This window comes from Zobellella sp. An-6 (assembly GCF_052487945.1).
In genome coordinates, this window is sequence record NZ_CP199259.1 from 1,395,040 (window position 1) to 1,422,019 (window position 26,980).

Here is a 26,980-nt window from a genome sequence, read left to right on the forward strand (position 1 = left end):
GGGCTAGCCCGGGCGTTGCCGTATCAGGATTCCAGTTCGCCGCAGAAGCGGTAACCTTCGCCGTGGATGGTGGCGATGATCTCGGGCGTGTCCGGCACCGATTCGAAATGCTTGCGAATGCGGCGGATGGTGACGTCCACGGTGCGGTCGTGGGGCTTGAGTTCGCGGCCGGTCATCTTCTTCAGCAGTTCGGCACGGCTCTGGATCTGGCCCGGGTTTTCGCAGAAATGCACCATGGCACGGAATTCGCTGCGGGGCAGCTTGAACACTTCATCGCTGGGGCTGATCAGGGCGCGGCTGTTGATGTCCAGGGTCCAGCCGTTGAAACGGTAGGCTTCCACCAGTTTTTCTTCGTCCTGGGCTTCGGGCGCCTGCATGGTGCGTCCCAGCAGGTTGCGGGCGCGAATGGTCAGCTCGCGGGGGTTGAACGGCTTGGTGATGTAATCGTCGGCACCGATTTCCAGACCCAGGATCTTGTCGACCTCGTTGTCGCGGCCGGTGAGGAACATCAGCGCCAGGTTGTGCTGCTCGCGCAGCTCGCGGGCCAGCAGCAGGCCGTTTTTGCCGGGCAGGTTGATGTCCATGATCACCAGGTTGATCTTGTTGCTGGACAGGGCTTTGTACATTTCTTCGCCGTCGGTGGCTTCAAGCACCACGTAGCCTTCGGCCTCGAAGATGCCCTTGAGGGTGTTACGTGTAACCAGTTCGTCTTCAACGATAAGAATGTGAGGTGTCTGCATGAGCGTACCCGTTTTAGATGTAAAGATAATTCAGTGCCAACAGCCGCCGGAGTCAAGCAGGCGTTACTCAGAAATAGTGTAACTAAATTACGCCATCTACCACCAAATGAATAGTGCGTAGGTCCGGTGTTACTGCTTTTTTAAGCCGTTTTTACTTGCATCCCATGCGGTTACTGCTTCATGCCCAAAAAACAAACGGACGGGACGAACAGAGGTCCATTACGTAAAGTTGTCTTATTTTAACAGTTAACAGGGGCATAACAACAGTCTGCGGCCGATAATGTTAAATAGTTTTATGGCCCGGTTTGATCCAGGTCAAGGGGCGATTTAACAAAAAGCGTGGAATGTTATACAAAGGCCATGCTGTTCAAGTGGCCGATGCCGGGCCATGGGAGGGAAGCGCCCGACCCGGTGCGGCCTGACATTGTGCCCGAGAAAGGAGGTATAGGATGCTGGATTTATTGCCGGATTTATGTGACGAGCACGCCGACAAGGTCACCGTGCTGGAGCCTCTGTTCCGTGATTTTGGCGGAGAGCACATTTTCTGGGGCCAGGTGGTGACGGTACGTTGTTACGAAGACAATTCCCGGGTGCGGGAGCTGGTGGCCAGCCCGGGCACCGGCAAGGTACTGGTGGTGGACGGTGGCGCCATGGTGCGCCGGGCCCTGCTCGGCGATCAACTGGCTGAAAAGGCGGTGGAAAACGGCTGGGAGGGCATAGTGATCAACGGTGCCATCCGCGATGCGGGGACCATCAGCACCATGGCCCTGGGGGTCAAGGCCCTGGCCACCTGCCCGATGAAAACCGAAAAGCGTGGTCTGGGTGACGTGGGGGTACCGCTTTCCTTTGCCGGTGCAACCATCTATCCCGGTGATTTCATCTACGCCGATATCAACGGCATCCTCGTTTCGAGGGAGCCCTTGAGTCATCCCCTGCTCTGATTCCCGGATCCTGGGAGTGTCGCATCGGGCTCCGCGCGCGGACACGCCCTGGGCCCATCCCGGGGCCGCTCGCTCAGTCCCGGGTGCGGCAGCGCTCGGCGGGCACGCTCAGGGCGCGCAGCAGATACTGCTTGAAGTCCTCGGCGTAATCCTGCTGCGTCAGCGCCTCGGCCATGCAGGCCAGCCAGGCGTCGCGCTCGGCGGGGCCGATGTCCAGGTGGGCATGGGCCCGGGGGATGCTGATGGGGCCGTATTTTTCCCGGTAGCGGGCAGGGCCGCCCAACCAGCCGCACAGGAAGCGGGCCAGCTTGTCGGTGCTTTCTTCAAGGTCGGCCGGGTGCATGGCGCGAATGGCGGCAGCGTCGGGACGGTGCTCCATGGCGGCATAGAAGGCTTCGGCCAGGCGGCGCAGGCCGGCTTCGCCGCCGGCGGCCCGGAAGGAACTGTCACCCTGCCCGTAGGCGGAAGGCACTAACATAAGCGGCTCTACTATTCCGATATCTGAAATGCCGGTTATTCTCGCCCAAAACGCCCGGCGGGTGAAGCCCCGGGCGTAGCCGTCAGGTCATCTCGCTCGGCGACTTGGGATCGGCAGGGTTATGTTGTCCGGCCAGGCGCTGCAGTATCTGCCCGAGCTCCATGGGCAGGGGAAAGACGATGATCTTGCTGTTCTCACTGCTCACCTCGGTCAGGGTCTGCAGGTAACGCAGCTGGATCGCTTCGGGCTGCTGGGCCAGGATATGGGCGGCCTCCAGCAACTGTTTGGCGGCTTCCAGTTCGCCGGTGGCGTGGATCACCTTGGCCCGCCGGGCCCGCTCGGCTTCCGCCTGGCGGGCGATGGCGCGGATCATGGATTCATCGAGATCGACGTGCTTGATCTCCACCGCGGTCACCTTGATGCCCCAGTTGTCCGTGCTCTGATCCAGGATACGTTGCAGATCGGTGTTGAGGGTGTCGCGGGCCGAGAGGATCTCGTCCAGCTCATGCTGACCGAGCACGGAGCGCATCGTGGTCTGGGCCAGCTGGCTGGTGGCCTCCAGGTAGTTTTCCACGTTGATGATCGCCTTCTGGGGGTCCAGCACCCGGAAATAAAGCACCGCATTGACCCGCACGGTGACGTTGTCCCTGGAGATCAGGTCCTGGGAGGGAACGTCCATGGTGACGATACGCAGGTCTACCCGCACCATTTGCTGCACGAAGGGGATCACCAGGATAAGGCCGGGCCCCTTGATCTTGTAGAAGCGGCCGAGCAGGAAGATGACGCCGCGCTCGTACTCCCGCAGTATGCGGAACATGCTGGTAAGCAGCATGACCACCAGCACCACTATCAGCAACTGAAAATACAGAAAATCGATCATCATGACTTGGTCTCCTCCAGCGGGGCCACGTTGAGGGTAAGGTCTTCCACCGCCAATACCACGATCGCCTGATGCTGGGCGATCGGGTGCTGGCTGTGGGCCAGCCAGCGTTCGCCCTGCACCAGCACGGTGCCGGTGGGGTCGATGGGGGTGAGGGCGATGCCCTGTTCGCCGACCATGGCGGCGGTGCCGGACACCGGGGCCGCCCGGCGTTGTTTCACGATGAGCCGCACCACCACCAGGACCAGGGTGAGCGAGAACAGGGTGAAGGCGGCCACGAAGGGCCAGGCGACCCTGAATGCCTGATCCGGGGTGTCGAACAGCAGCACAGAACCGATGGCGAAGGCCACCAGGCCGCCGCCGCCGAGAATGCCGAAGCTGGGGGACAGGGCCTCGGCCACCATCAGTGCCAGCCCCAGCAACAGCAGGGCCAGGCCGGCGGTGCTGAGCGGCAGCATCTGCAGGGCCAGCAGGGCCAGCAGCAGGCAGATGGCGCCAATCACGCCGGCTACCCCGAAACCGGGGCTGTAGAATTCCAGCAGGAGGCCGTACATGCCCACCAGCATCAGCAGGTAGGCGATGTTGGGGTTGGTGATGATCATGATGAAGCGCTGGCGCCAGTCGGGCTGGCGCTGCTCGGCCAGCAGCCCGGCGGTGGCAAAGGTATAGGGCTGGTCATGGAGGCTGATTTCCCGCCCGTCCAGGGCCTGCAACAGGGCGGGGATGTCCACCGCCACCAGCTCTATCACCTGTTGCTCCAGGGCCTCGGAGGCGGTAAGGGTGGCGGCCTCGCGCACCGCCTGCTCGGCCCAGTCGGCATTGCGTCCGCGCAACTGGGCCAGGGACTTGATATAGGCCACCGCATCGTTCAGGGTCTTGCGCTCCATGGCGCCGCCTTCGGGGGCCGGCTGATCGCCTTCCTGCTCTTCCTCCGTCTGGTCCCGCGGGCGCTCGGTGCTGCCGGGAGGGCCTATCTGCACCGGGGTGGCGGCGCCCAGGTGAGTGCCCGGGGCCATGGCGGCCACATGGCTGGCATAGAGGATGTAAGTGCCGGCCGAGGCGGCCCTGGCACCGCCCGGGCCCACATAGACCACGACCGGCACCCGGGATTCGAGCATGGCGCTGATGATATCCCGGGTGGCACTGTAGAGGCCGCCGGGAGTGTCCATGGTCAGCAGCAGAAAGGCGGGGCTATCCAGCTGGGCCTGGGCCAGTTCGGTCACGATAAAATCCGAGGTACCCGGGCCTATGGCCCCCTTGATGTCCAGTTGCCAGTAACGTTCCTGGGCCAGGACGGGCGTGCCCAGCAGCAGTAACACCAGTAATAAGCCGCGCCAGTTCATACTCCCAGCTCCAATGCAGTCTCCCTTAGAGCTTAGTGCATGAGCCCGGGAGGTGGTTCTTTAGCCGGCAAGGACAAGGTGCACGGCGGTGTTGCACCGCTTTCCGCGAGCAGGCACCATCGACCTTTCGCCACCAGGAGCCGCCCAAGCGGCCATGCATCTTTACGGGAGCGCATATGCGTATCAGAACGGCGACCAGGGGGGATCTCGCGGCCATTTACGCCCTGGAGCGAGCCGCCTTCGGCGGCCACTGTTATCCGGATTTCTTTTTTCGCCAGGCGCTGGATCTGTGGCCCCGCTATCTGCTGGTGGCGGAAGACGACGAGGGCGCACTGGCCGGTTACGGCCTGGGCGGAACGGGCGCGACCCCCGACGAGGGCTGGATATTGTCCCTGGCGGTGGTCGCGTCCTGCCGGGGACGGGGCTTCGGCAAGGCGCTGCTGCGCCAGGCGACAGGAGCACTGGAAGCGGGTGGCTGCCGCGCGGTGCGGCTCACGGTGGCGCCGGACAACCCGGCGCTGGGGCTCTATCTCTCCCTCGGTTTCGTGGAGGAGCGGCGGGAAGATGCCTATTTTGGCCCGGGCGAGCCCCGGCTGGTGCTGGTGAGGGGTTAGACCCTGGCCGCCTGCTCCAGGCTGCGCCAGTCGCTGAACAGGTGCACCGGGTCGCACAGCTGGCGCATGGCGTGCAGGGCGGTGGCATAACCCAGCTGCAGGCCGAACAGCCGCACCCCCAGGCTTTCCTTCGCCTGCGCGACCTGTTGGCGCAACGCGGCGGACACCTGGAATTCGCCGTCGCTCACCAGCAGGATGTCGGCCTGCCGCCACTCCTGTTGCTGCAACCGGGTGAGCGCCGCCTGCAGCGGCGTACCGACGTCGGTGCCGCCGCTGAAGGCGGTGCGCAGCAGATCCAGCAGCTCGGGCAGGGTCAGCCGGCGGTTGTCCAGCACCCGTAGCTCGCCGGCCCCGCCGAACAGGTACACCAGGCAGCCCCGGCGCTGGCGCTTGGCCAGGCGCAGGGCTTCGAGCACCATGGCCTTGGACACCTGCTCGGCCAGGCCGTGCATGGAGGCGGAGGTGTCCAGGCAGAGCAGTATGGGACCCTGCTGGCTGCCCTGGCTCCGCCCTTCCCCCTGACCGGCCCGGGGCTGGGGCCAGTCGTTGCCGGCATCGATGGGCATGACGCCGGCCACCGCATAGCTGAGCAGGCCCTGCTCGGCCCGGCGGGCGTGCCACAGCAGGTGTAGCACCTCGTGGCCGAGAAAAGCCGCCTCCAGCGGCAGCATCCGCGCCAGGTTGTCGGAGCGGGTAATGCCCTGGGTTTCCATGGGCATGCCGGGCAGTTGCCGTTGCTGCGGGCCCGTTTCTCGGGGACTCATCTGTTGCCGTAACTGGCTCAGGGTGGCGCTTTGTGCCGGATCCGGGCGCTGCTGGCCGAGTTGCTCCAACAAGCGCTGCAGCCGGTGGATCTGGGCAACCCATTGCTGCAGGCGCAGCAGGTCGAACCAGGCCCGGTCCCGCAGCCGGCCGCTGTCGGTATCGGTGCCGAGGGCCGGCGCTATGCCGAGCTCTTCCGCCACCTGATCCAGGGTCTGCCACAGGCTGATACGCCGCTGCCACTGTTCGGCGAGGCGGCCGAGCTCCCGCCGGGTATGGCGGGCCCGGGCGCGCCGCTCGGCGCGCTGCGGGGCCTGCCCGCCCCCCACCAGCAGCTCGGCGGTGGCCGGCCACTGCAGCTCCACCTGCTCCAGCACCAGCAGGATGTCCTGGACCACGGCCCGAGCCACTTCCGGAGTCTGCTTGCAGTAGCCGAGCGCTTCCGAACGCACCAGCAAGTGGCGAATGCGCCGCTCGGTGCTGCTGCCGAGCCACCGGCCGGGTGCCGGCAGCTGACCCCGATCGAGCCGCGCCAGCAGCTCGACCACATGGTCGGCCCGGGGGCGCAGCCGGCCCAGGGGGTGGGTCACCACCAGGCTGAACAGCGTCTCCGGCAGTTCGGCCAGGATACCCAGGCCGGGAGGCAGGGAGGCGGACAAGGCCCTAGGCCTCGACCGGCAGGGCGGCGAAATCGCGGCGCAGGGCCAGCAGCCGCTCCCGTTGCCGGCCCAGGGCCTGCTGCTGCTGCTCCAGCTGGTGACGGGCCTGGACAGCGAGCGCCGGGCTCAGCCACAGGTGCTGGCGCAGCCGGGGCGCCAGCTCCCGCTGCTGTTGCGTCAGCCAGTCCAGGTATTGCCCCAGCTCGCCGATGCGTTCGTCCAGCTGAGCCAGTCGGGCGGCCAGGTGGGCCGCCGGCCAGGCGCGCGGGCGCAGGGCGGTGGGGCGCTGATAGGGCTCCAGCACCGGTTCGTACTGATCCAGGTTGCCACCCAGGTTGCGGATTTCCTGCTCGGTGAAGCTGGTGTCGGGCAGGCGGGGCTGGCGGTAGAGCGCTTCGCCGGCGGCATTGTGGCGGGGCCTGAAGCCATCCCGCTCGGTCACCGGCTGGCCGGCCTCGTCCAGGTAGAGCTGGTAGCCCTGCTCGTTGAGGGCCGGCAGCACCGGATCCGCGTCCTGCGCCAGCCGTTGCTGCCAGCTGTCCACCAGCTCGGCCACCAGCTGTGGGCTGAAGCCCGGATCCGCGGCGATGTGCTCCTGCAGCCAGGCCTCCAGGCGGGGGTACTGCTCCGGCTGCTGCCACAGGCAGTGGGGCAGCAGCCAGGCGTCGAACAGCCCGGCTTCGGTTTCGCCGTTGCAGCAGGCGGACACCTTGAGCAGCTTGACCACCTTGCGCCAGCGCCGGTCCGAGACGGTCATCTCCTGCTCGGCGAGGAAGGCGCGCAGGCGGGTGAGCAGTCGCACCAGCGCCGGGGCAAGGGGCAGCCGCTCGGCCAGGCGGCGGATGGCGGCCAGCTCGGCACCGCTCAGGCGTAGCTCCGGCGGCGGCGCCTGGTAGCCGTGGTTGAGGGTGAGCAGGGCCGTGAAGGCCTGATCGCTGACCGGCGCTACCTGGTAGCGCAGCAGGAAACGGTCGTACAGGGCGTTGAGCTCGGCACCTTCCGGCAGCTCGTTGCTGGCGGCGATCACCGATACCAGGGGGACCTCCCGCCGTTCGCTGCCGTTATCGAACTGGCGTTCGTTGAGCAGGGTGAGCAGGCTGTTGAGGATGGCGCTGTTGGCCTTGAAGATCTCGTCGATAAAGGCGACGGAAGCCTCGGGCAGGTAGCCCTTGGTCTGGCGCAGGTAGCGGTCCTGCTCCAGGGCCTTGATGGACAGGGGGCCGAACAGCTCCTCTGGCACCGAGAACCGGGTCAGCAGCCGCTCGAAGTAGGCGCCGTCGGTGAGCAGGGTGTGCAGCCGGCGGGACAGCTCGCTCTTGGCGGTGCCGGGCGGGCCCAGCAGCAGCAGGTGTTCGCCGGCGAGTGCGGCCAGCAGTGCCAGCCGGGCCGGGGTATCCCGCTCCAGCAAGCCCTGCTGCAGGTGTTCGATCAATGCCGCGATACGGGGTTTTACATCCATGTGCCAGACCTGTGAGTTAATTGTATTAAAAATATTTTGATATTGTACTCAAAAAAGGCGGGATGGCCAGTGCGGGACGGATATCAAGCCAGGGCATGCCTGCGCGGGAGCAACCGGACAGTTGCGCCAGCCGTTCCAGTTGAAGGGGGTCATCCAGGTGCTGGTGGATATGCTGGAGCAGGCGGTCCGGCCTGGACTGGGGGGATAAGGGGGTGGGGGCTGTCATGGTGCCTCCGGCAAGAGCCGGCCCGGGGCCGGCTCGGTCGTTATTCCTGTTTAGAACTTCCAGTTGACCGTCAGCTTGGCGTTACGGGGTTCACCGTAGTAGCCCTGGGGGGTGGCCCAGTAGAAGCTGGTGAGGTACTTTTCGTCGGTCAGGTTGTCGACATTGAGGGTGGCGTCAAGCTGGGAGGTAAACTCGTACTTGGCCATCAGCCCGAGCAGGGCATAGGCATCCTGGCGGACTATCCTGCCGCTGCCGTAGTCCCGGTAGGTGTCGTCCTGCCATTTGATATTGGCACCCAGCTTCAGCTGCTCGACCATGGGCAGGCGATAGGTGGTGGCCAGCTTGGCGCTCTGCCGCGGGGTATAGGTCTTGGTGGTGTTGCCTTCGCTGTCTTCGATATCCACGTAGCTGTAGCCGGCGCTGGCTTCCCAGCCCGGCAGCAGCTCGCCGGCCAGCTCCAGCTCCACGCCCTGGCTGGCGACGCCGTCCACCGGGCGGAAATAGGTTCTGCCGTCGACAACGCCGGCCGCCTCGGCCAGGTTGGTCTGCTCGATCCGGAACAGGGCCAGGTTGGCGTAGAGCAGGCCGTCGAGCCATTCGCCCTTGACGCCGGTCTCCATGCTGCTGCCCTCGATGGGATCCAGGCGGTTGCCGTCGATATCCGCCGCCACCTGGGGAGTGAAGATTTCGGTGTAGCTAGCATAGAGCGAGTAATTCGGGGTTAGGTCGTAGACCAGGCCGGCGTAGGGCACCAGCACATTGTCGTGGCGGGTGGCCTTGTCTTTACCATAGCTGGTGCCGTGGCTGTCCCAGTTGGAGAGGCGGGCGCCGGCCAGCAGGCTCAGATCCTCGGTCAGGCTGAAGCGGGCGGCGGTATAAACGCTTTGCTGTTTGTCGGTCCAGTCGCTGCCACCGCCGTCGCTGGTGAAGTTGGGTCTGGGATAACTGCCATCCCAGCCGTGCAGATCCGGTACCGGGCTGCCCAGGGTGTCGCCGTACCAGGAGTGATCCCGGGTATTGGCCATGGACCAACTGGTGCCGGCCACCAGCTCGTGTTCCCGGCCGGCGAGCCGGAAGGGGCCGCTGGCGTAGAGGTCGACCAGATCCTGGCGGGTGCTGAAGTCGTACTGGCTGGGCCAGCTGAACACCCCGGTGTTGGTGCCGCGCTCCGGGGTGCCGTAGACGTAGAACAGCTCGGAGTCGGACTCGATTTTCACATGGGAGTAGGCCGCCTTGGCGGTCCAGCCCCCGCCCAGCTCCTGGGCCAGCTCCACGAAGCTGCGGTTGTCCTCGTTATTCCAGTAGGCCCAGTCGGCGGCGCTGCTGTCGGAGCGGCTGTAGTCGGTGCGGCTGCCGTCGGTATAGAACAGCGGCAGCGAGCCCCACAGCGGGCTGTCGGCGTTGTTTTGCTGGTAGCTGTGGCCCAGGGTGAGCAGGGTGCTGTCGGTCAAGTCCGCCTCCAGCACGCCGTAGGCCAGGCCCCGCTGCTGCTCGTAACGATCCAGGTAGGAATTCTTGTCCTGGCCGGCCACCACCAGGCGGGCGCGTACCCGCTCGCTGAGGGCGCCGGAGATGTCGCCGTCCAGCCGGCGATAGTCCCAGGAGCCGACGCCGGCCTTGGCCGAAGCCTGGAATTCCTCGGTGGGGCGCTTGCGCACGAAGTTGACGGTGGCGGCGGGGCTGCCGGCGCCGCTCATCAGGCCGTTGGCACCCTTGAGCACTTCCACCTTGTCGAACAGGGCGGTGTCCAGATCCCCCATCACGTTGCCGTAGGTCAGGGGCACGCCGAGGCCGTCCACCTGGAAGTTGGTGATATCGAAGCCGCGGGCGGTGAAGTAGGTGCGATCGGTTTCCACCTTCTCGACATTGACGCCGTTGGTGTTTTCCAGCACGTCATTGACGTCGTTGAGGGCGAAGTCGTCCATCTTGGTGCGGGTGGTGACCGATACCGTCTGCGGGGTTTCCCGCGGCGACAGGCTCAGCTTGGTGGCGGTACGGCTGCTCTTGGTGGTATAGCGGTCGCTGCCTTCGGTGACGTCGTTCTCGCGCTCGGCGTTGACGGTCACGGTGCTCAGCACCAGGGGATCCTGCTGCTGGGCCAGGGCGGGGGTCAACACACCGCCGGCCAGCAGGGCGGCAATCACACGGGACAGGTGTTTCTTCTGAAACGGCATTCTTTGAAATCTCCTCAATAGTAAAATTACAAAAGCAAATGATTTTTATTTAGTTATTTGCGCCTTTACCCGGCCCGCTCGGGGATCCGCGCGGGCGGCGCCTTCTATCCCGTGGTTATAGGGCCCGTTTCCGGGCCAGCAGGTAAATAAAGTAGGTCCCGCCCATGATGGAGGCGAGGGTGCCGGCGGGCAGCTGCATGGGGTAGAGCAGCACCCGGCCCAGCCAGTCCGACAGCAGCATCAGCGCCATGCCGAGCAGGGAGGCCAGCAGCAGCTGGCTGCCGGCCTTGCGCGCGCCCAACAGGCTCGCCATGTGCGGCGCCAGCAGGCCGACGAAGGCCACCGGCCCCATCACCGCCGTGACCAGGGCGCAGATCACCGAGACCAGCACCAGCAGCAGCACCCGGGTGCGATCCAGGGCCAGGCCGCGGCCGAGGGCGATGCCGTCGCCAATGGACACCAGGGTCAGGCCGCGGCCCGAGGCCAGGGCCAGCAGCCAGGTGAGCAGGATGCCGGCGGTGAGCCAGCCGGCCTGGGCTTCGCTCACCCGGTAGGTCGAGCCCGACAGCCAGCCGAGAATGGCGAATACCTGATCGTTGCCCTTGGCCAGGGTGAACTGCAGCAGGGCGTCGAGGAAGGCGGCGAGAGCGATGCCCACCAGCGCCATCATCGCCGGGGCGTAGCCGTGGCGGCGGCCGAGCAGCAGCAGGATGGCCAGCACCGCCATGCTGCCGCCGAAGGCCAGCAGCGGGCCGCCGTCGTGGATGGAGTTGCCGCCGAGCAGCACGCCCAGCACCAGCGCCAGGGTGGCGCCGGCGGAGATGCCCATGATGTCCGGGCTGGCCAGGGGATTGCGGATCAGCCGCTGCAGTATCACCCCGGCCACCGCCAGGCCGGCGCCGGCGCCGGCGGCGGTGAGCAGGCGCGGCCAGCGCAGCGACCACAGCAGCTCATCGGGCCAGGACCACTGCCAGCCCTGGCCGGCGGGTGCCAGGGTCAGGTTGACCAGGAGCAGGGCCAGGATGGCGACCGCCACCGCCAGCCAGCTGGACCGGGTGACTCGCCAGCGCTCGCCGGGCAGGCGGATGGCGCTCTGATCCTGGGCATGCATCCGGCTGCGCAGCAGCCACAACAGGGCGGGCGCGCCGATCAGCGCCGCCGCCGCGCCGCTCGGCACCAGATCGGTGGAAACCCGGCTGAAGCCCAGGGCGATGGCGTCGGTGGCCAGCAGCAGCAGGCCGCCGAGCAGGGTGGAGAAGAGCAGCTCGTCGCGGGCGGTGCGGGCGCCGAAAAAGCGCGCCATATTGGGGGTGAGCAGGCCGATAAAGCCGATCAGGCCGACGGCGGTGATGGCGAGCGAGCTCAGCCAGAGCGCGGCCACCAGCAGGGCAAGCAGCACCGGCCACAGGCTCATGCCACGGGCGCGGGCGGCATCGTCCCCCAGGCGCAGCAGGGTCAGCGGCCGGTGGGCGAACAGCGCCAACAGCACCGCTACCGGCAGCAACCGGGGCAGCAGCCAGAGCACCCAGTGCCAGTCGGTCTGGGCCAGATCGCCGGCGCCCCAGATAAAGAGGTTGCGGGTGTACTGATCGTTGAGCAGCACCAGCCCCGAGGCCAGGGCGCCCAGCAGCAGGTTGACCGCCATGCCCGCCAGCACCACCGGCAGGCCTCGGATACCGTGGCGGCCGGCGATCAACAGCACCAGCGCCGCCGACAGCGCCGCCCCCAGCAGGGCAATCCAGTGGCCGTGGCTGGCCGCCAGGGCGGGCGCCCAGACGGCGGCGCATACCAGCGCCAGCCAGGCGCCGGACGAGGCACCCAGGGTCATGGGCGACACCAGCCGGTTCTGGGTGAGCTGCTGCAAGACACTGCCGGAGAGTCCCAGGGCGCCGCCCACCAGCAGCGCCATGGCCACCCGGGGCAGGGCGCTGTAGAAAAACTGGAATTCCTCGAACAGCTCGGGCTCGGCGCCCCACAGCAAGGCCCATTGCCCGGCGAGGGGGACCGTCGGCTCCAGCTGCAGGTGCAGCAGGGCCAGCCCCAACAGGGCGGCCGGCAACAACAGGTATCGACTCATTCCTTCGGCACGCTCAGCAGGGCCCGGGTCAGGTTCTCGGCCAGGTAGCCGAGGGACATGACGCCGCCGTAGGTCCAGGTGGAGGGAGCCGCCGCCAGTCGGCCGGCACGGGCAAAGGGCATGGCCCGCCACAGCGGAGTGGCGAACAGCTTGTCGGCCTCGGGGAAGGGCTCGATATAGAGCACCACGCCGTCGCGGATGGCGCCCAGATCGGTCAGTTTCTTCTGCACCTGGCCCCACTGGGTGGCGGGCTGGGGCAGGGCGGGGGCGATGCCGAGGCGTTCCAGGGCGTACTGGGGCATGCCGTTGTCGCCGTAGATGCGCACATGGCTGCTGTCCATCAGCCGCACCACGGTCACCCTGGGCAAGGTGTCGCCGAAGTGGGCGTGCAGCCGGGCCTTCAGTTGCTCGAAGCCCTGCTCCAGCTCGGCCAGGCGTTGCTCGGCCCGCTCCTCCCGGTCCAGCACCCTGGCCAGGCTCAGGAACACCCGGCGGGCGGCCTCGGCGTTGTTGTGCCCGCTGCTGAAGCTCTCGAAGTGCAGCACGGGGGCTATCTGGGACAGGCGGGGCACCAGATCCCCTTGCTGGTCACCGCTGATGATGAGATCGGGCTTGAGTTCCGCCAGCCGCTCCAGGTTGGGCTCCTGGCGCATACCGACGTCCTCGACCCCGGCGGGCAGGGCCGGCTGCACCACCCATTCCCGGTAGCCGGCGGTATCGGCGATGGCAAGGGGCGTCACGCCGAGTTCCAGCAGGTGCTCGGCGGCGGCCCAGTTGAGGGCGACCACCCGCTGCGGTGCAGAGGTGAATTCGTGGCGGCCCAGGCTGTCGGTGACGTCAATGGCCTGCGCCTTGAAAACGGCAAGGAGGAGCAACAACAGGGTAAGGGGTGTTTTCATCAACATGGCTCAGGCGACAACGGCGATCTTTTCATCCTGGTCCGGATGGTCGATCAGGCGAATGGGAATGTTATAGAGTTCGGACAGCAACTGCTCCGACATCAGCTCGGCCGGGGCTCGGTCGAACAGCAGCCGGCCCTGTTTCAGTGCGACGATGCGATCGGCGAAGCGCAGCGCCAGGTTGAGATCGTGCAGGATCACGATAACCCCACGGCCCTGCTCCCGGTTGAGGGTTTGCAGCAGCTTGAGCAGTTCGTACTGGTGGCTGAGATCCAGCGCCGAGGTGGGCTCGTCCAGCAGCAGCAGCGGCGACTGCTGGGCCAGCAGCATGGCCACCCAGGCCCGCTGGCGCTCGCCGCCGGAGAGCAGGTCGGCCTGGTGCTCGGCATGCCGGTCCACCCTGGTATGGCTCATGGCTTCTTCCACCAGGGCATGGTCATTGCGCTGCCAGCGCCCCAGCATGCCGCGCCAGGGAAAGCGGCCCAGGTGCACCAGCTCGCGCACGTTCAGCCCGGCCACTTCCGGCAGGCGCTGGGGCAGGAAGGCGATGCGGCGGGCGAACTCCCGCTGGGAGTAGTGGCCGAGGGGCCGGCCGTCGAGGGCGATACGGCCTTCGTCCGGCGGCATCTGCCGGGCCAGCAGCTTCATCAGCGTCGACTTGCCCGAGCCGTTGTGGCCGAGGATGACGGTAAAGGCGTCCGGCGCGAACGACAGTTCGTCCAGGCTCAAAATGGTCCTGTTGTCGCGGTGTACGCGGATACCTTGCAGTTCCAGCATGGCGTATCGATGGTTGTGATTGGTGGTGCGTATGATAGTGAGATTGATTATCACTTTTCAAGTTGTTTGTCGGGAGAAAGGACGGTCGCCGGGGGAATGACACAACACCGTCATGCCCGCGAAGGCGGGCATCCAGGGAGTGGGACGCCGATCCGGGCAACGACGCCTGGTCCGCCGGCTTTATGGACTCCCGCCTGCGCGCTGAGGGATCCCCAAAAAAATCGGCAGGCATGGTAGATTGCGTCTTTATTAATCGCCAAAAAAACAAAGACGTTCCGCCATGCCTGCCGTGTCCTCAGTTTGCCATAAATTCTTCGCGTCTGCCTTCGCTCCTTTTCATCAGGCTCGGGTAAAAACCCTGCTGAACTGTGCCGAAGGACTCATTACCGGCAACACCCTCTCCTTGACCCGGATTGGACGACATCTGCCCGGCAAAGCCTGCGTCAAGCACAAGATAAAACGCGTCGACCGCTTTCTTCGTAATGAGAAGGCCCACCAGGACTGCGTCACCATGAGTGCCGCCCTGACCCGCCGCATCACCGATTGCTTGCCCTGCTGCTTCATTGCCATTGACTGGAGCGGCTGTTGCAGCCAGGACTTTCATGTCTTGCGCGCCAGCCTGGTGTATGAAGGTCGCAGCCTGCCCTTGCTGAACCGTGTTGTGCCCTCTGCGCGGCAAGAAAATCATGATGAACATCAGCAGTTTCTGCTCGATCTGCATGCCGCCCTGGGGGCACACCAGCGGGTCATTCTTCTGTCGGACGGTGGCTTTAAAACGCCGTGGCTGAATCAGGTGCGGGCGTTGGGCTGGGTGTTTGTAGGGCGAGTGCGCGGGCGCATCCATGGCAAGTTGGATAACGAGAAAGAGTGGTATCCCGCGGCCACGCTGGCCCAGCAGGCGACGGCCACCCCGGAGGCGCTGGGAGCGGGCCTGTTGGGTAAGACAGTGAAGCCGGCCTGCCCGGTTTACTATCACCAGTACCATGCCCCCTCGAAGGGACGGCACAAGAAACGGGGCAAGAAGCAGCCCATGTATCCCCAGGCAGAGAAGCAGTATCGCGACGCGGCGGAAGAGCCGTGGCTGCTGGTGACCTCGGATGCGGAACTCACTGCCCAGCAGGTCGTCTCGCTGTATCGGAAGCGGATGCAAATCGAGCAGAACTTCCGTGATGACAAGAGCCAGCGTTACGGTTTTGGCTGGAGCAACAGTAAAAGTCAGGGGGAGGGTCGCTTGGGTCAACTGTGCCTGATAGCCCAGGTAGCAACCCTGTTCCTGTGGTTGGTGGGGTTCGAGTGCGAACAACAAGGGCTGCATCGGCGATACCAGGCCAACACCGAGGAGCGTCGGGTGCTTTCCTTTTTAACCTTGGGAAAACAGGTGCTTATCCATGAGCCGAGGAGAGTAACGGGCTCGCTACTGGAGCGAGCCTTAACACGCTTGAGCCGTATCTACACCCTCATGGAAGAGGTCGCGGCATGACCAGAAAAAACTGGGGAGCCGTCAGCGCCTGCGCGGGAGTGACGAGGAAGGGCGCGGACATGACTAGGAAGGGTGCAGACGTGGCGAGAGGGGGCGTGGGAGCGCGGCCAATAAAAAGCCCCGCGCGGGACGGGGCTTTTTACCGGTGTGCCGTTCAGGCGGCCTTGTTGAGCATGGAGTCGTCGAAGCTGGCCTTGTTGACCACCAGCTCCAGTGGATCGAAGTCGTCCACGTTGATGGTGCGCAGCCGGCTGGCCTCCGCTACTTTCAGCAGGGCGGCTTCCTCCTGGCTGATGGCATCGACGGCCAGGGCTTCTTCCGCCAGCTGGTCGAGCATCGTAAAGGGGCGGCGGCCGACGGCCCTGGTGGCCTTGTCGAACACCGGCTCGGCACGCAGGATGTCGGTGAGCGCCTGCTCCAGCATGCCGAGTGGGTTGCCCTCCTCGGGGGTGAGGTAGAGATCGCCGGCCAGGCTGTTGCGGGCCAGGCCCGGGGTTTGCAGCAGGCGGGCCACCTGCTGATCCAGCTTGTCGGAGGGGCGCTTGAGCGGCGCGCCAAAGGGCATCAGCAGCCACTTGAGCACCCTGCCGAGGCCGCGGGCGGGGAAGTTGTCGAGCAGCTCCACCAGTGCCACCTGAGCCCGGTAGAGGCCGTCCTGGCAGGCCCAGTGCACCAGCGGCAGCACCTCGGCCTGGCGACCCTCGTCGTTGAAGCGCTTGAGGGTGGCGGACACCAGGTAGAGCTGGCTGAGGATGTCGCCGAGGCGCGCCGACAACCGTTCCTTGCGCTTGAGCTCGCCGCCCAGGGTGGCCATGGCCAGGTCGGACAGCAGCCCCAGGTTGGCAGACAGCCGGTTCATCTGGCGGTAGTAACGGGCGGTGCCGTCCTTCACCGGCGCAGGGCTCAGGCGGGCACCGGTCAGGCCGAACCAGGCGCTGCGCACCAAGTTGCCCAGGGTGAAGCCGAGGTGGCCGAACAGGGCCCGGTCGAACTGGGCCAGCGCCTTCCTGGCGTCCGGCTCCTGCACCGACAGCATCTCCGCCAGCACGTAGGGATGGCAGCGGATGGCGCCCTGGCCGTAGATGATCATGCTGCGGGTGAGGATGTTGGCGCCTTCCACCGTGATGGCGATGGGCGCGCCCTGGTAGCCCCGGGCCAGGTAGTTGTTGGGGCCCATGCAGATGCCCTTGCCGCCGTGGATGTCCATGGCGTCGATGATGCTGCGCTGGCTGCGGTCGGTGAGGTGGTACTTGACGATGGCCGAGATCACCGAGGGCTTTTCGCCCAGATCGATGCCGGTCACGGTGAGCATGCTGGCCGCGTCCGACAGGTAGGCGTTGCCGCCCAGGCGGGCCAGCGGCTCTTCGATGCCTTCCATCCTGCCGATGGGAAGCCGGAACTGGCGGCGGATACGGCTGTAGGCACCGGAGGCCAGCGCCGACACCCGGCTGCCGGCGGTGCCGTTGGAGGGCAGGGTGATGCCGCGGCCGACGGACAGGCACTCCACCAGCATGCGCCAGCCCTGGCCGGCCATCTCCTGGCCGCCGATGATGTAGTCTATGGGCACGAACACGTCCTTGCCCTGGGTGGGCCCGTTCTGGAAGGGCACGTTGAGCGGGAAGTGGCGGCGGCCGATGTTCACCCCCGGGGTACTGGTGGGGATGAGCGCGCAGGTGATGCCGAGCTCTTCCTCGCCGCCCAGCAGCCGTTCCGGGTCGCGCAGCTTGAACGCCAGCCCCAGCACGGTGGCCACAGGCGCCAGGGTGATGTAGCGCTTGTTCCAGGTGATGCGCATGCCGAGTACCTCTTTACCCTGCCACTCACCCAGGCACACCACGCCATAATCGGGAATGGCACCGGCGTCCGAGCCCGCCTCCGGGCTGGTGAGGGCGAAGCAGGGGATCTCCTCGCCCCGGGCCAGGCGGGGCAGGTAGTGGTCTTTCTGCGCCTTGGTGCCGTAGTGCTGCAGCAGCTCGCCCGGGCCGAGCGAGTTGGGCACGCCCACGGTGGAGGCCAGCACGGCGCTGGTGCTGCACAGCTTCTGCAACACCCGCGACTGGGCGTAGGCGGAAAATTCGAGGCCGCCGTATTCCTTCTTGATGATCATGGCGAAGAACTTGTGTTCCTTTAAATAGGCCCAGACTTCCGGCGACAGATCGGCGCGCTCGTGGGTCACTTCCCAGTCGTTGGTCATGCGGCACACGGTTTCCACCGGACCGTCCAGAAAGGCCTGCTCCTCCTCGCTCAGGTGCGGCCGGGGGTAGTTGTGCAGGGTCTGCCAGTCGGGCTTGCCGCGGAACAGCTCGGCCTCCCACCAGGTGGTGCCGGCCTCGATGGCCTCCTTCTCGGTGCGCGACATCTCCGGCATCAGCCCCTTGTACACCTTGAACAGCGGCCGGCTCAGCAGGCCGTGGCGCAGGGCCGGCAGGTTGAGCAGCCCGGCCACCAGGGCGAACAGCAGCCAGACAACCGGGCCCACTTCTCCGAGCAGGGTGCCGATGGCCAGGATCAGAGCGGTGAGCAGCGAGGCGATCACCAGCCGGCTCTGGCGATAGGCCAGTCCCCCCCAGGTGAGCAGCAGCAACAATGCGGTAACCATAAACGACTCCTTGTGCAGATTTAAAGGTAAGAGGTCAGACCTGTGCATTTCCCCTAGTTGTAATTCATACGAGTGTTTAAATCAAGCTGTGCGGCCGTTAAAAAAGTGTATATCCTGAACCGGACGGGGGGACAGCCGCGCCGACCGGGCTCAAGCCTGCCTGCTCCCCCGGCTTCCCGCCCCTGGCGACTTGTGCCAAAATGCCCCCTTTACCGCAAGTGAGAGGCCATTTCATGTACCAGGATCTGATCCGCAACGAACTCACCGAAGCCGCCGAGGTGCTGAACCGCTTTCTGGCCGATGACGCCAACATCGCCGCCATCGAGCGGGCGGCCCGGCTGCTGGCGAACAGCTTCAAGGCCGGCGGCAAGGTGCTCTCCTGCGGCAACGGCGGCTCCCACTGCGACGCCATGCACTTTGCCGAAGAACTGACCGGCCGCTACCGGGAAAACCGCCCCGGCTACCCGGCCATCGCCATTTCCGACCCCAGCCATCTCTCCTGCGTGTCCAACGACTTCGGCTACGAGTACGTGTTTTCCCGCTACCTGGAAGCGGTGGGCAGCAAAGGAGACGTGCTGTTCGGCCTGTCCACCAGCGGCAACTCCGGCAATATCCTCAAGGCCATAGAGGCGGCCAGGGCCAAGGGCATGCAGGTGATCGCGCTCACCGGCAAGGATGGCGGCAAGATGGCCGGCCTGGCGGACGTGGAGATCCGGGTGCCCCACTTCGGCTACGCCGACCGCATCCAGGAGGTGCATATCAAGATTATCCACATCCTGATCCAGCTGGTGGAAAAAGAGATGGAGCAAGGGTAAGCCGCATGTGTGAACTGTTAGGGATGAGCGCCAACGTACCGACCGACATCTGTTTCAGCTTTACCGGCCTGATGCAGCGGGGCGGGCGTACCGGTCCCCACAAGGACGGCTGGGGCATCGTCTTTTACGAAGGCAAGGGGCTGCGCACCTTCAAGGATCCGCAGCCCTCCAGCCAGTCGCGCATCGCCCAGCTGGTGCAGGAATATCCCATCAAGAGCTGTGCCGTGGTCAGCCATATCCGCCAGGCCAACCGGGGCGGCATCGCCCTGGAAAACACCCATCCCTTTACCCGTGAGCTGTGGGGCCGCTACTGGACCTTCGCCCATAATGGCCAGCTCAGCGGCTACAAGAAGCTGAAGACCGGCCGGCACAAGCCGGTGGGCGACACCGACAGTGAGCTGGCTTTTTGCTGGCTGCTGCACGAGCTGGAGTGCAAGTATCCGCGCAGGCCCGGCAACATGGCGGCCATGTTCCGCCATGTTGCCAAGTTGTGCGACCGGCTGCGTACCCTGGGGGTGTTCAACATGCTGCTGACCGACGGTGAGCACCTGATGACCTACTGCACCAACAACCTGCACTGGATCACCCGGCGTGCTCCCTTCGGCCCGGCGCGCCTGATCGACGAAGAGGTGGAAATCGACTTCCAGCAGGAAACCACCCCCAACGACATCGTCACCGTGATCGCCACCCAGCCGCTCACCAACAACGAGCAATGGCACAAGATGCAGCCCGGCGAATTCAGCCTGTTCCACCTGGGCGAGCGCATCGCCGGCAACGGGGCCGAGCCCTGCTGAATGTCCGTAACACCGGGTCGCCTTGATCTGCATCGCGGCGGGCCCGGCAATTTTGGCTACGCTTTGAACAGCACTGTTCAGCGAGGCCGGCCATGGAATTCCTTTCTCCCCTAGCTCCCGAGCGGCTTTATCGTGCCTGCGACGAGGCCATCTTCAGCTTTGCCACCACCGACGAACTCACCGATTCCGGCGCCTTGGTGGGCCAGGAACGGCTGTTGGAAGCCCTGTCCTTCGGCACCGGTATCCGCAGCGTGGGCTTCAACATCTTCATGATGGCGCCGGAAACCTGCGCCCGTCATTCCCTGATCCAGCGTTTTCTGAGCGGCCGGGCCTCACTCGAGCCGGTGCCGCCGGACATCTGCTACGTCTACTGTTTCGAAGAGCCGGTGCGGCCGGCGCTGCTGACCCTGCCCGCCGGGGTGGGACGCCGCTTCAAGGCCAGCCTGGAAAAGCTTATCGAAGAACTGCTCAGCGCCATTCCGGCAGCGTTCGAAACCGAGGAATACCGTCTGCGGCTGGAGGAGCTGAATCAGCAGCTGGCCGAGCGGCAGGCGGCGGCCATGGCCGAGATCAGGGCGCTGGCCAAGGCCGAGCAGGTGGCCCTGCTCAGCACGCCCACCGGCTTTACCCTGGCGCCGCGCAAGGGGGACGAGGTGCTGGACGCCCGTGCTTTCCACCAGTTGCCGGAGCAGGAACGCACGGCCATGGAGCAGGCCATCGCCCGGGTCGAGGCCAGGCTGCAGGAGGTGCTGCAGCAGTTCCCCCAGTGGCGGCGGGAAACCCAGTTGCATATCCAGTGGCTGAACGAAGAGATGGTGATGTTCGCCGGCGGCAACCTGATCGACGAACTGCGCCGGGAATACGGTGGCTGCGATCCCGTGCTCCGCCAGCTGGAGGCGATACAGCAGGATCTGAGCGGCAACGTCAATCTGCTGCTCGGCCACATGCGCGAAGGGGCGTTGCCGGCCCAGCTGCTGGCCCGTTACCAGCTCAACCTGCTGGTGGACAACGCCGACACCAGCGGCGCCCCCGTGATCTATGAAGACCTGCCCAACCTGTCCCGCCTGCTCGGCCGGGTCGAGCACCACGTGCAGCAGGGCGCCCTGGTCACCGACTTCACCCTGATCCGTAGCGGCGCCCTGCACCGAGCCAACGGCGGCTACCTGATCCTGGACGCGCGCAAGCTGGTGATGCAGCCCATGGCCTGGGAAGCGCTGAAGCGGGCCCTGTTCGCCCGGGAGATCCGCATCGAATCGCTCGAGCAATTCTACAGCCTGGCCAGCACCATCTCCCTGGAGCCGGAGCCGGTGCCCATGGAACTGAAGGTGGTGTTGATCGGCGAGCGCCAGCTCTATTACCTGCTGGCAGCCTACGATCCCGACTTCGGTAAGCTGTTCAAGGTGCAGGCGGACTATAACGACGAGGTGGAGGTCAGTCCCGAAAACCTGCAGCGCTATGCCCGCTTCATCGGCTGGCTGGCCCGCCAGCAGGACTTGCGGCCCCTCACCCGGGGCGGGGTGGCCAGGATGGTGGAGTACGCCGGCCGGCTGGCCGACGATCAGCAGCGGCTGTCGGCCCATACCCAGGAACTGACCGACCTGTTGCACGAGGCCAACTACTGGGCCGAGCACGGCGGTGAGCAGAGCATCTCGGCCTCGGCCATAGAGCAGGCGCTGGACGCCGCCCGGCGCCGGGCTTCGCGCATCCACCGGCAGATGGAAGAATCGGTGCTGCGCGGCAGCAAGTTCATCGACACCGACGGCGCCGTGGTGGGCCAGGTCAATGGCCTGACGGTGCTGGATCTGGGCAACTACCGCTTCGGCCAGCCGGCACGGATCAGCGCCACCGCCCGGCTTGGCACCGGCTCGGTGCTCGACATCGAGCGGGAGGTCAAGCTCAGCGGTGCCATCCACGCCAAGGCCACGCTGATCCTGTCGCGCTTTCTCGGCAGCCGCTACGCGCCGGAGGGACCCATGGCGGTGTCCGCCAGCCTGGCCTTCGAGCAATCCTACGGCATGATCGAGGGCGACAGCGCCTCGGTGGCGGAGTGCTGCGCCCTGATCTCGGCCATCGGCCGGGTGCCGCTGCGTCAGGCGCTGGCGGTGACCGGCTCCATCAACCAGTACGGCCAGGTGCAGCCCATCGGTGGGGTCAACGAGAAGATTGAAGGCTTTTTCGACATCTGCCGGGCGCGGGGCTTCGCACCGGGGCAGGGGGTCATCATCCCCAAGGCCAACGAAGACAACCTGATGCTGAACCGGGAGGTGCGCCGGGCGGTGGCCGAGGGGGCCTTCCGGGTGTACGCGGTGGCGCACCTGGACGAGGCGCTCGCCCTGCTCGCCGGCCTGCCGGCGGGGGAGGCGGACGAGCGGGGCAATTACCCCGAGGGCTCGGTCAACGCCAGGGTCCGGGAGCGGCTGGCGAAGCTGGCCGAGCTGCAGCGCCGCCAGAAGGTGGCGGAGCATGAGGAGGGGGCCAAGGGCCCGGACGAGGAAGCATGATCAGGCATATCGTATGGTATCTGGATCTCAGCCAGGCCGAACTGGAGATGTTGGAGCAGGTGGCCGAGTTCGCCGCCCGGCACGGGGCCCGGCTGCGCGCGGTCTTTATCGAGGATGAAAGCCTGCTGCGCTGTGCCGAGCTGCCCTGCACCCGGGAGGTGAGCCTGACCACCGGCCGGGTGCGGGCGTTGGACCCGGAGCGGGTACGGTTGCAGCTGCGTCGCCGGCGCGAACATATCCGCCAGCGGCTGCGGCAACTCGCCCGCCGCGAGGCACTGGAGTGGAGCCTGGAAGTGCAACACGGACGGCGCGAACAGCTGTTGGCCCGGCCACCGGCCTCACACGATGAAGTGCAGGTGCTGGTGCTCGATTCATCCGCCGAGTTGCCGCCCTGGAGCAGCCCGCCGGGCTATCCGCTGCTGCTGCTGAGCAACCGGTTCAGGCCCGTGGAACTGGTGCTGGCGGTATTCGAAGAGGCGGCGCGGGATGTGCCCGTGCTGGCGCGGGCCAGGCAACTGGCCCACCAGGAGCAACTGCCACTGTGGATAACGGTGCCGGCGGCCCGGGCCGACGAGCTGGGCGCGCTGCTGGAGTCACGGGGACTGGGGGGGACCATGCTGCCGATCACCGGCTGGAGCCTGTTGGGGGTGATGGCCGCCGCCAGCGACCGGGCCTCGCTGCTGGTGCTGCACCAGGACAGTCCGCTGCTGACGGGAGCCCGGATGAAGGGCATCAACGCCGCCCTGCTGGTTGCGTCCGAATGGGAGAACGGGGAGGGGGCGGAGCCCTAGGGTCGATGTCAGTCGACCGGGTGCCGGTAAAGGTCCACCGAAGTGGACCTACCAAGGACCCGGCAGCCCGGCGGAGCAAGGGTCGACTTTAGTCGACCAGGGGCGGGCCTCAGTCTTCGGCGTAGCCCTGGGCGGGCAGGGCCTTGCCGTCAAGCACCGCCAGGCCGTCCCGCATCGCGAGCCGGCCATCGCAGAACCAGCGCGTCACCAGAGGATAGATGGCGTGTTCCTGCACCAGCACCCGGGCGGCCACGGCGGCTTCGTCGTCGCCCTCGAAGATGGGGACCCGTGCCTGCAGGATCACGGGGCCGCCGTCCAGCTCCTCGGTGACGAAGTGCACGCTGCAACCGTGCTCCACGTCGCCGGCCTCGATGGCGCGGCGGTGGGTATGCAGCCCCTGATACTTGGGCAGCAGGGAGGGGTGGATGTTGAGCATGCGGCCCTGGTAGTGGCGTACGAAGGCCGGGGTGAGGATGCGCATAAAGCCGGCCAGCACCACCAGATCCGGCCGGAAGCCGTCGATAAGCTGCATCAGGGCGGCATCGTAGCCTTCCCGGTCCGCATAGCCCTGGTGGGACAGCACGGCGGTGGGCACGCCCGCGATGCGGGCACGCTCCAGGCCGTAGGCCTCGGCCTTGTTGCTGATCACGGCGACGATGTCGCCGCCCAGCTGGGCGGCCTCGGCCTGATCCAGCAGCGCCTGCAGGTTGCTGCCGCTGCCGGAGATCAGTACGACGATGCGTTTCATTGGATCTCGACCTGCTCTTCACCCTCGGCGGCGGCGTCGATGCGGCCGATCAGCCAGGCATTTTCACCGGCATCCTGCATGAACTTGACCGCGGCCTCGGCCTGCTCGGCGGGCAGGGCGATGATCATGCCCACGCCGCAGTTGAAGGTGCGGTACATTTCAAAGGTTTCCACGTTGCCGGCCTGCTGCAGCCAGCTGAATACTGCCGGCCACTGCCAGCTGGCACCGTCGATCACCGCCTTGGCGTCGGCGGGCAGTACCCGGGGAATGTTTTCCCAGAAGCCGCCGCCGGTGATGTGGCTCAGGGCGTGGATGTCGAACTGCTTGATGAGCTCCAGCACCGGTTTGACATAGATGCGGGTGGGGGCCATCAGGGCATCGGCCAGGGTGCCTTCGCCCATCGGCTGTTGCAGGTCGGCCTGACTCACTTCCAGGATCTTGCGGATCAGGGAGTAGCCGTTGGAGTGGGGGCCGCTGGAGCCCAGGGCGATCAGGGCGTCACCGGCGGCCACCTTGGAGCCGTCGATAATCCCGCTTTTTTCCACTACGCCCACACAAAAACCTGCCAGGTCGTAATCACCGGCTTCGTACATGCCGGGCATTTCCGCGGTTTCGCCGCCGATCAGCGCGCAACCGCTCAGTTCACAGCCGGCGCCGATGCCGGTCACCACGTCGGCGGCGGTGTCCACGTCCAGCTTGCCGGTGGCGTAGTAGTCGAGGAAGAACAGCGGCTCGGCGCCCTGCACGATCAGATCGTTGACGCACATGGCCACCAGATCGATGCCCACACCCTGGTGGCGCTTGAGGTCGATGGCCAGGCGCAGCTTGGTACCCACGCCGTCGGTACCGGCCACCAGCACCGGCTCCTTGTAACCGGTCGGCAACTGGCACAGGGCGCCAAAGCCCCCGAGGCCGCCCATGACTTCCGGGCGTTGAGTACGACGGCTAACGCCTTTGATGCGTTCAACCAGGGCGTTACCGGCATCGATGTCTACGCCGGCGTCTTTGTAGCTCAGGGGTTTGTTCTGCGTCACGGGGGATCACCTTGTTTTTGGATTCAAAGGCCGGCGGGGCGATTGGCGCCTGTTCCGGCTGGTACTGATGTGTTCGGGCGCTATTCTAATTTAATGGGCAGGCCAGTGCCACAGCCGTGAGCAGCCTTGTGGTGCGGGATGCCACCCTTTGCTAAAATTTGCCCTGCATCTCTGCCGCCGAACACTATTTTATGCTAGCATTCCGCGGTTTTTATACGTCGGGAGAATCGGTTGATGAAAGTCGTTGAGGTTAAGCACCCTTTGGTGAAACACAAGCTGGGCCTGATGCGGGAAGCCGACATCAGCACCAAACGCTTTCGTGAACTGGCAAAAGAAGTGGGCAGCCTGCTGACCTACGAGGCCACCGCCGATTTCGAAACCGAAAAGACCACCATCAACGGCTGGAACGGCCCGGTCGAAGTCGACCAGCTCAAGGGCAAGAAGGTGACGGTGGTGCCCATACTGCGTGCCGGCCTCGGCATGCTGGATGGCGTGCTGGAACACATGCCCGGCGCCCGGGTCAGCGTGGTGGGGGTCTACCGCGATGAAGAAACCCTGCAGCCGGTGCACTACTTCAACAAGCTGGTCAGCCATATCGAAGAGCGGCTGGCGCTGGTGGTGGACCCCATGCTGGCCACCGGCGGCTCCATGGTGGCCACCATCGACCTGCTGAAGGAAAAAGGCTGCAACCAGATAAAGGTCATCGTGCTGGTGGCCGCGCCCGAGGGCATCAGGGCGCTGGAGCAAGCCCATCCGGATGTCGAGCTGTACTGCGCCTCCATCGACGAGCGGCTCAACGAGCACGGCTATATCATCCCCGGCCTGGGTGATGCGGGCGACAAGATATTTGGTACCAAGTAAGGCAAAACCGGCTGAGGCCGGTTTTTTTTCCGTTTATTCAAGGTTGAGACAGATGAATTCAGCAGAGCAAACCGACGCCCTGGCCGCCGCCCAGGCGGCGGTCGATACCCCCCTGCGCCAGGCGCTGGCCGGCTCCCAGATGTTGTTCGTGGCCTTCGGCGCCCTGGTGTTGATGCCGCTGATCACCGGACTGGATCCGAATGTGGCGCTCTTTACTGCCGGCATCGGCACCCTGATCTTCCAGCTGTGCACCCAACGCCAGGTGCCGATCTTCCTGGCCTCTTCCTTCGCCTTTATCGCCCCCATCCTCTATGGCGTGCAGACCTGGGGCATTCCCGCCACCATGAGCGGCCTGATGGCGGCGGGCGTCGTCTATGTGTTGCTCAGCCAGCTGGTGCGCTGGCGCGGTACCGCCCTGTTGACCCGGCTGCTGCCGCCGGTGGTGGTGGGGCCGGTGATCATGGTGATCGGCCTGGGGCTGGCGCCGATGGCGGTGAACATGGCCATCGGCAAGACCGGTGACGGCGCCGCCGAGCTGCTGCCGCAGAGTGTGGCGCTGTGGCTGTCGTTGTCCGCGCTGCTGACCACCCTGCTGGTCTCCACCATGGCCAGGGGCATTTTCCGGCTGGTGCCCATTACCGCCGGCATCGCCGTGGGCTATGGCCTGGCGCTGTGGTTCGGGGTGGTGGATTTCACTCCGGTACGGGAGGCGGCCTGGTTCTCGCTGCCCGCTTTTGTCGCGCCCGAGTGGCACTGGCAGGCGGTGCTGTTCATGATCCCGGTGGCCATAGCACCGGCCATCGAGCACATCGGCGATATCCTGGCCATCAGTTCGGTGACCGGCAAGGACTACATGAAAAAGCCCGGGCTGCATCGCACCCTGCTGGGCGACGGTCTGGCCACCGGCGCCGCCTCCCTGTTCGGCGGCCCGCCCAACACCACCTATTCGGAGGTGACCGGGGCGGTGATGCTGACCAAAAACTTCAACCCGGTGATCATGACCTGGGCGGCGGGTTTCGCCATTTTGCTGGCCTTTGTCGGCAAGTTCGGCGCCCTGATGCTGACCATTCCGGCACCGGTGATGGGCGGCATCATGATACTGCTGTTCGGCTCCATCGCCACCGTCGGCCTCAACAGCCTGATCAAGCATCAGGTGGATTTGTCCCAGGCGCGCAACCTGTGCATAGTGGCGGTGATCCTGGTGTTCGGCATCGGCGGCATGGCCTTCGGCATCGGCGGTTTCAGCCTGCAGGGCATCAGCCTGTGCGGTATCGTCGGTATACTGCTGAACCTGGTGTTGCCCCGGTCGCGCAGCCACTGACCCTGGC

General features: G+C 65.6%; 22 protein-coding genes. 9 read left to right on the forward strand and 13 right to left on the reverse strand.

The annotated features are described in order from the left end of the window. Window positions 1-23: 23 nt before the first annotated feature. Entirely contained in the window at window positions 24-740 is a 717-nt protein-coding gene (arcA, locus tag ACT7DK_RS06465; protein ID WP_445397466.1) for a two-component system response regulator ArcA, read from the reverse strand. A 449-nt stretch (window positions 741-1,189) separates the two neighbouring features. Between arcA and ACT7DK_RS06470 the strand changes: the two genes are divergently transcribed. Beyond that, on the forward strand, window positions 1,190-1,681 hold the full coding sequence (locus ACT7DK_RS06470; RefSeq protein WP_445397468.1) for a putative 4-hydroxy-4-methyl-2-oxoglutarate aldolase: 492 nt from the start codon (window positions 1,190-1,192) through the stop codon (window positions 1,679-1,681). A 73-nt stretch (window positions 1,682-1,754) separates the two neighbouring features. Here the strand turns inward: ACT7DK_RS06470 and ACT7DK_RS06475 are convergent, their stop codons facing one another. The 3 genes from ACT7DK_RS06475 to ACT7DK_RS06485 all read right to left on the reverse strand — a co-directional run bounded on the left by ACT7DK_RS06475 (window position 1,755) and on the right by ACT7DK_RS06485 (window position 4,382). Next, a complete protein-coding gene (locus tag ACT7DK_RS06475; protein WP_445397470.1) occupies window positions 1,755-2,159 on the reverse strand; it encodes a group II truncated hemoglobin in 405 nt (134 codons plus the stop codon). A gap of 82 nt (window positions 2,160-2,241) precedes the next feature. Continuing rightward, window positions 2,242-3,042, reverse strand: coding sequence for a slipin family protein (locus ACT7DK_RS06480; RefSeq protein ID WP_445397472.1), 801 nt, complete (start codon window positions 3,040-3,042; stop codon window positions 2,242-2,244). Then, window positions 3,039-4,382, reverse strand: coding sequence for an NfeD family protein (locus ACT7DK_RS06485; protein WP_445397474.1), 1,344 nt, complete (start codon window positions 4,380-4,382; stop codon window positions 3,039-3,041). Before ACT7DK_RS06485 ends, ACT7DK_RS06480 begins: the two co-directional genes overlap by 4 nt. A gap of 176 nt (window positions 4,383-4,558) precedes the next feature. Here ACT7DK_RS06485 and ACT7DK_RS06490 point away from each other — a divergent pair, with 176 nt between their 5' ends. After that, a complete protein-coding gene (locus tag ACT7DK_RS06490) occupies window positions 4,559-4,996 on the forward strand; it encodes a GNAT family N-acetyltransferase (protein WP_445397476.1) in 438 nt (145 codons plus the stop codon). Here the strand turns inward: ACT7DK_RS06490 and ACT7DK_RS06495 are convergent. The 6 genes from ACT7DK_RS06495 to ACT7DK_RS06520 form a co-directional block, all read right to left on the reverse strand. Beyond that, entirely contained in the window at window positions 4,993-6,417 is a 1,425-nt protein-coding gene (locus ACT7DK_RS06495; protein ID WP_445397478.1) for a vWA domain-containing protein, read from the reverse strand. The genes ACT7DK_RS06490 and ACT7DK_RS06495 overlap by 4 nt on opposite strands. A gap of 4 nt (window positions 6,418-6,421) precedes the next feature. Further along, window positions 6,422-7,876 carry an AAA family ATPase gene (locus ACT7DK_RS06500; protein WP_445397480.1) on the reverse strand — a complete coding sequence of 485 codons (1,455 nt, stop codon included), beginning with the start codon at window positions 7,874-7,876 and terminating at the stop codon, window positions 6,422-6,424. A gap of 276 nt (window positions 7,877-8,152) precedes the next feature. Continuing rightward, the gene (locus ACT7DK_RS06505) at window positions 8,153-10,276 is read right to left on the reverse strand and encodes a TonB-dependent siderophore receptor (protein WP_445397482.1); all 2,124 of its coding nucleotides are present in this window, start codon (window positions 10,274-10,276) and stop codon (window positions 8,153-8,155) included. 115 nt (window positions 10,277-10,391) lie between these two features. After that, the gene (fhuB, locus tag ACT7DK_RS06510) at window positions 10,392-12,353 is read right to left on the reverse strand and encodes a Fe(3+)-hydroxamate ABC transporter permease FhuB (protein ID WP_445397484.1); all 1,962 of its coding nucleotides are present in this window, start codon (window positions 12,351-12,353) and stop codon (window positions 10,392-10,394) included. After that, on the reverse strand, window positions 12,350-13,252 hold the full coding sequence (locus ACT7DK_RS06515; protein WP_445397486.1) for an iron-siderophore ABC transporter substrate-binding protein: 903 nt from the start codon (window positions 13,250-13,252) through the stop codon (window positions 12,350-12,352). The genes fhuB and ACT7DK_RS06515 overlap by 4 nt, the downstream gene beginning before the upstream one ends. A 9-nt stretch (window positions 13,253-13,261) precedes the next feature. Further along, window positions 13,262-14,029 (reverse strand): ABC transporter ATP-binding protein, encoded by a 768-nt coding sequence (locus tag ACT7DK_RS06520; RefSeq protein ID WP_445397488.1) that lies wholly within the window; start codon window positions 14,027-14,029, stop codon window positions 13,262-13,264. Between the two features lie 280 nt (window positions 14,030-14,309). On the opposite strand from ACT7DK_RS06520, the gene ACT7DK_RS06525 reads away from it, so the two are divergent. Further along, entirely contained in the window at window positions 14,310-15,509 is a 1,200-nt protein-coding gene (locus tag ACT7DK_RS06525; protein ID WP_445397490.1) for an IS4 family transposase, read from the forward strand. 154 nt (window positions 15,510-15,663) lie between these two features. On the opposite strand, the gene fadE is transcribed toward ACT7DK_RS06525, so the two are convergent. Beyond that, window positions 15,664-18,108: an acyl-CoA dehydrogenase FadE gene (gene fadE, locus ACT7DK_RS06530; RefSeq protein ID WP_445397492.1), complete on the reverse strand. Its 2,445-nt coding sequence runs from the start codon at window positions 18,106-18,108 to the stop codon at window positions 15,664-15,666. A 233-nt stretch (window positions 18,109-18,341) separates the two neighbouring features. On the opposite strand from fadE, the gene lpcA reads away from it, so the two are divergent. The 4 genes from lpcA (at window position 18,342) to ACT7DK_RS06550 (ending at window position 23,009) form a co-directional block, all read left to right on the forward strand. Further along, on the forward strand, window positions 18,342-18,923 hold the full coding sequence (gene lpcA / locus ACT7DK_RS06535) for a D-sedoheptulose 7-phosphate isomerase (protein ID WP_445397494.1): 582 nt from the start codon (window positions 18,342-18,344) through the stop codon (window positions 18,921-18,923). A 5-nt stretch (window positions 18,924-18,928) separates the two neighbouring features. Next, window positions 18,929-19,717, forward strand: coding sequence for a class II glutamine amidotransferase (locus ACT7DK_RS06540; protein WP_445397496.1), 789 nt, complete (start codon window positions 18,929-18,931; stop codon window positions 19,715-19,717). A gap of 92 nt (window positions 19,718-19,809) precedes the next feature. Next, window positions 19,810-22,218, forward strand: coding sequence for a Lon protease family protein (locus ACT7DK_RS06545; RefSeq protein ID WP_445397498.1), 2,409 nt, complete (start codon window positions 19,810-19,812; stop codon window positions 22,216-22,218). Further along, window positions 22,215-23,009, forward strand: coding sequence for a hypothetical protein (locus ACT7DK_RS06550; RefSeq protein ID WP_445397500.1), 795 nt, complete (start codon window positions 22,215-22,217; stop codon window positions 23,007-23,009). The genes ACT7DK_RS06545 and ACT7DK_RS06550 overlap by 4 nt, the downstream gene beginning before the upstream one ends. A 109-nt stretch (window positions 23,010-23,118) precedes the next feature. On the opposite strand, the gene purN is transcribed toward ACT7DK_RS06550, so the two are convergent. Both purN and purM read right to left on the reverse strand, forming a co-directional pair. Further along, window positions 23,119-23,757, reverse strand: a complete 639-nt coding sequence (gene purN, locus ACT7DK_RS06555; RefSeq protein WP_445397502.1) for a phosphoribosylglycinamide formyltransferase — start codon at window positions 23,755-23,757, stop codon at window positions 23,119-23,121. Beyond that, on the reverse strand, window positions 23,754-24,791 hold the full coding sequence (gene purM / locus ACT7DK_RS06560; RefSeq protein ID WP_445397504.1) for a phosphoribosylformylglycinamidine cyclo-ligase: 1,038 nt from the start codon (window positions 24,789-24,791) through the stop codon (window positions 23,754-23,756). Before purM ends, purN begins: the two co-directional genes overlap by 4 nt. Window positions 24,792-25,025: 234 nt before the next feature. Here purM and upp point away from each other — a divergent pair, with 234 nt between their 5' ends. Next, entirely contained in the window at window positions 25,026-25,652 is a 627-nt protein-coding gene (gene upp, locus ACT7DK_RS06565) for a uracil phosphoribosyltransferase (RefSeq protein WP_445397506.1), read from the forward strand. A gap of 52 nt (window positions 25,653-25,704) precedes the next feature. Beyond that, the gene (locus ACT7DK_RS06570) at window positions 25,705-26,973 is read left to right on the forward strand and encodes a uracil-xanthine permease family protein (protein ID WP_445397508.1); all 1,269 of its coding nucleotides are present in this window, start codon (window positions 25,705-25,707) and stop codon (window positions 26,971-26,973) included. Window positions 26,974-26,980: the final 7 nt, after the last annotated feature.

Coding starts and splice junctions, on each gene's coding strand:
- ACT7DK_RS06485 (WP_445397474.1), bottom strand. CDS start 4,382: ATGAACTGGCGCGGCTTATTACTGGTGTTACTGCTGCTGGGCACGCCC.
- purN (WP_445397502.1), bottom strand. CDS start 23,757: ATGAAACGCATCGTCGTACTGATCTCCGGCAGCGGCAGCAACCTGCAG.
- fadE (WP_445397492.1), bottom strand. CDS start 18,108: ATGGTTACCGCATTGTTGCTGCTGCTCACCTGGGGGGGACTGGCCTAT.
- ACT7DK_RS06550 (WP_445397500.1), top strand. CDS start 22,215: ATGATCAGGCATATCGTATGGTATCTGGATCTCAGCCAGGCCGAACTG.
- fhuB (WP_445397484.1), bottom strand. CDS start 12,353: ATGAGTCGATACCTGTTGTTGCCGGCCGCCCTGTTGGGGCTGGCCCTG.
- ACT7DK_RS06545 (WP_445397498.1), top strand. CDS start 19,810: ATGGAATTCCTTTCTCCCCTAGCTCCCGAGCGGCTTTATCGTGCCTGC.
- ACT7DK_RS06480 (WP_445397472.1), bottom strand. CDS start 3,042: ATGATGATCGATTTTCTGTATTTTCAGTTGCTGATAGTGGTGCTGGTG.
- ACT7DK_RS06490 (WP_445397476.1), top strand. CDS start 4,559: ATGCGTATCAGAACGGCGACCAGGGGGGATCTCGCGGCCATTTACGCC.
- ACT7DK_RS06525 (WP_445397490.1), top strand. CDS start 14,310: ATGCCTGCCGTGTCCTCAGTTTGCCATAAATTCTTCGCGTCTGCCTTC.
- ACT7DK_RS06515 (WP_445397486.1), bottom strand. CDS start 13,252: ATGAAAACACCCCTTACCCTGTTGTTGCTCCTCCTTGCCGTTTTCAAG.
- lpcA (WP_445397494.1), top strand. CDS start 18,342: ATGTACCAGGATCTGATCCGCAACGAACTCACCGAAGCCGCCGAGGTG.
- ACT7DK_RS06505 (WP_445397482.1), bottom strand. CDS start 10,276: ATGCCGTTTCAGAAGAAACACCTGTCCCGTGTGATTGCCGCCCTGCTG.
- ACT7DK_RS06470 (WP_445397468.1), top strand. CDS start 1,190: ATGCTGGATTTATTGCCGGATTTATGTGACGAGCACGCCGACAAGGTC.
- ACT7DK_RS06520 (WP_445397488.1), bottom strand. CDS start 14,029: ATGCTGGAACTGCAAGGTATCCGCGTACACCGCGACAACAGGACCATT.
- upp (WP_445397506.1), top strand. CDS start 25,026: ATGAAAGTCGTTGAGGTTAAGCACCCTTTGGTGAAACACAAGCTGGGC.
- ACT7DK_RS06570 (WP_445397508.1), top strand. CDS start 25,705: ATGAATTCAGCAGAGCAAACCGACGCCCTGGCCGCCGCCCAGGCGGCG.
- ACT7DK_RS06475 (WP_445397470.1), bottom strand. CDS start 2,159: ATGTTAGTGCCTTCCGCCTACGGGCAGGGTGACAGTTCCTTCCGGGCC.
- ACT7DK_RS06500 (WP_445397480.1), bottom strand. CDS start 7,876: ATGGATGTAAAACCCCGTATCGCGGCATTGATCGAACACCTGCAGCAG.
- arcA (WP_445397466.1), bottom strand. CDS start 740: ATGCAGACACCTCACATTCTTATCGTTGAAGACGAACTGGTTACACGT.
- ACT7DK_RS06540 (WP_445397496.1), top strand. CDS start 18,929: ATGTGTGAACTGTTAGGGATGAGCGCCAACGTACCGACCGACATCTGT.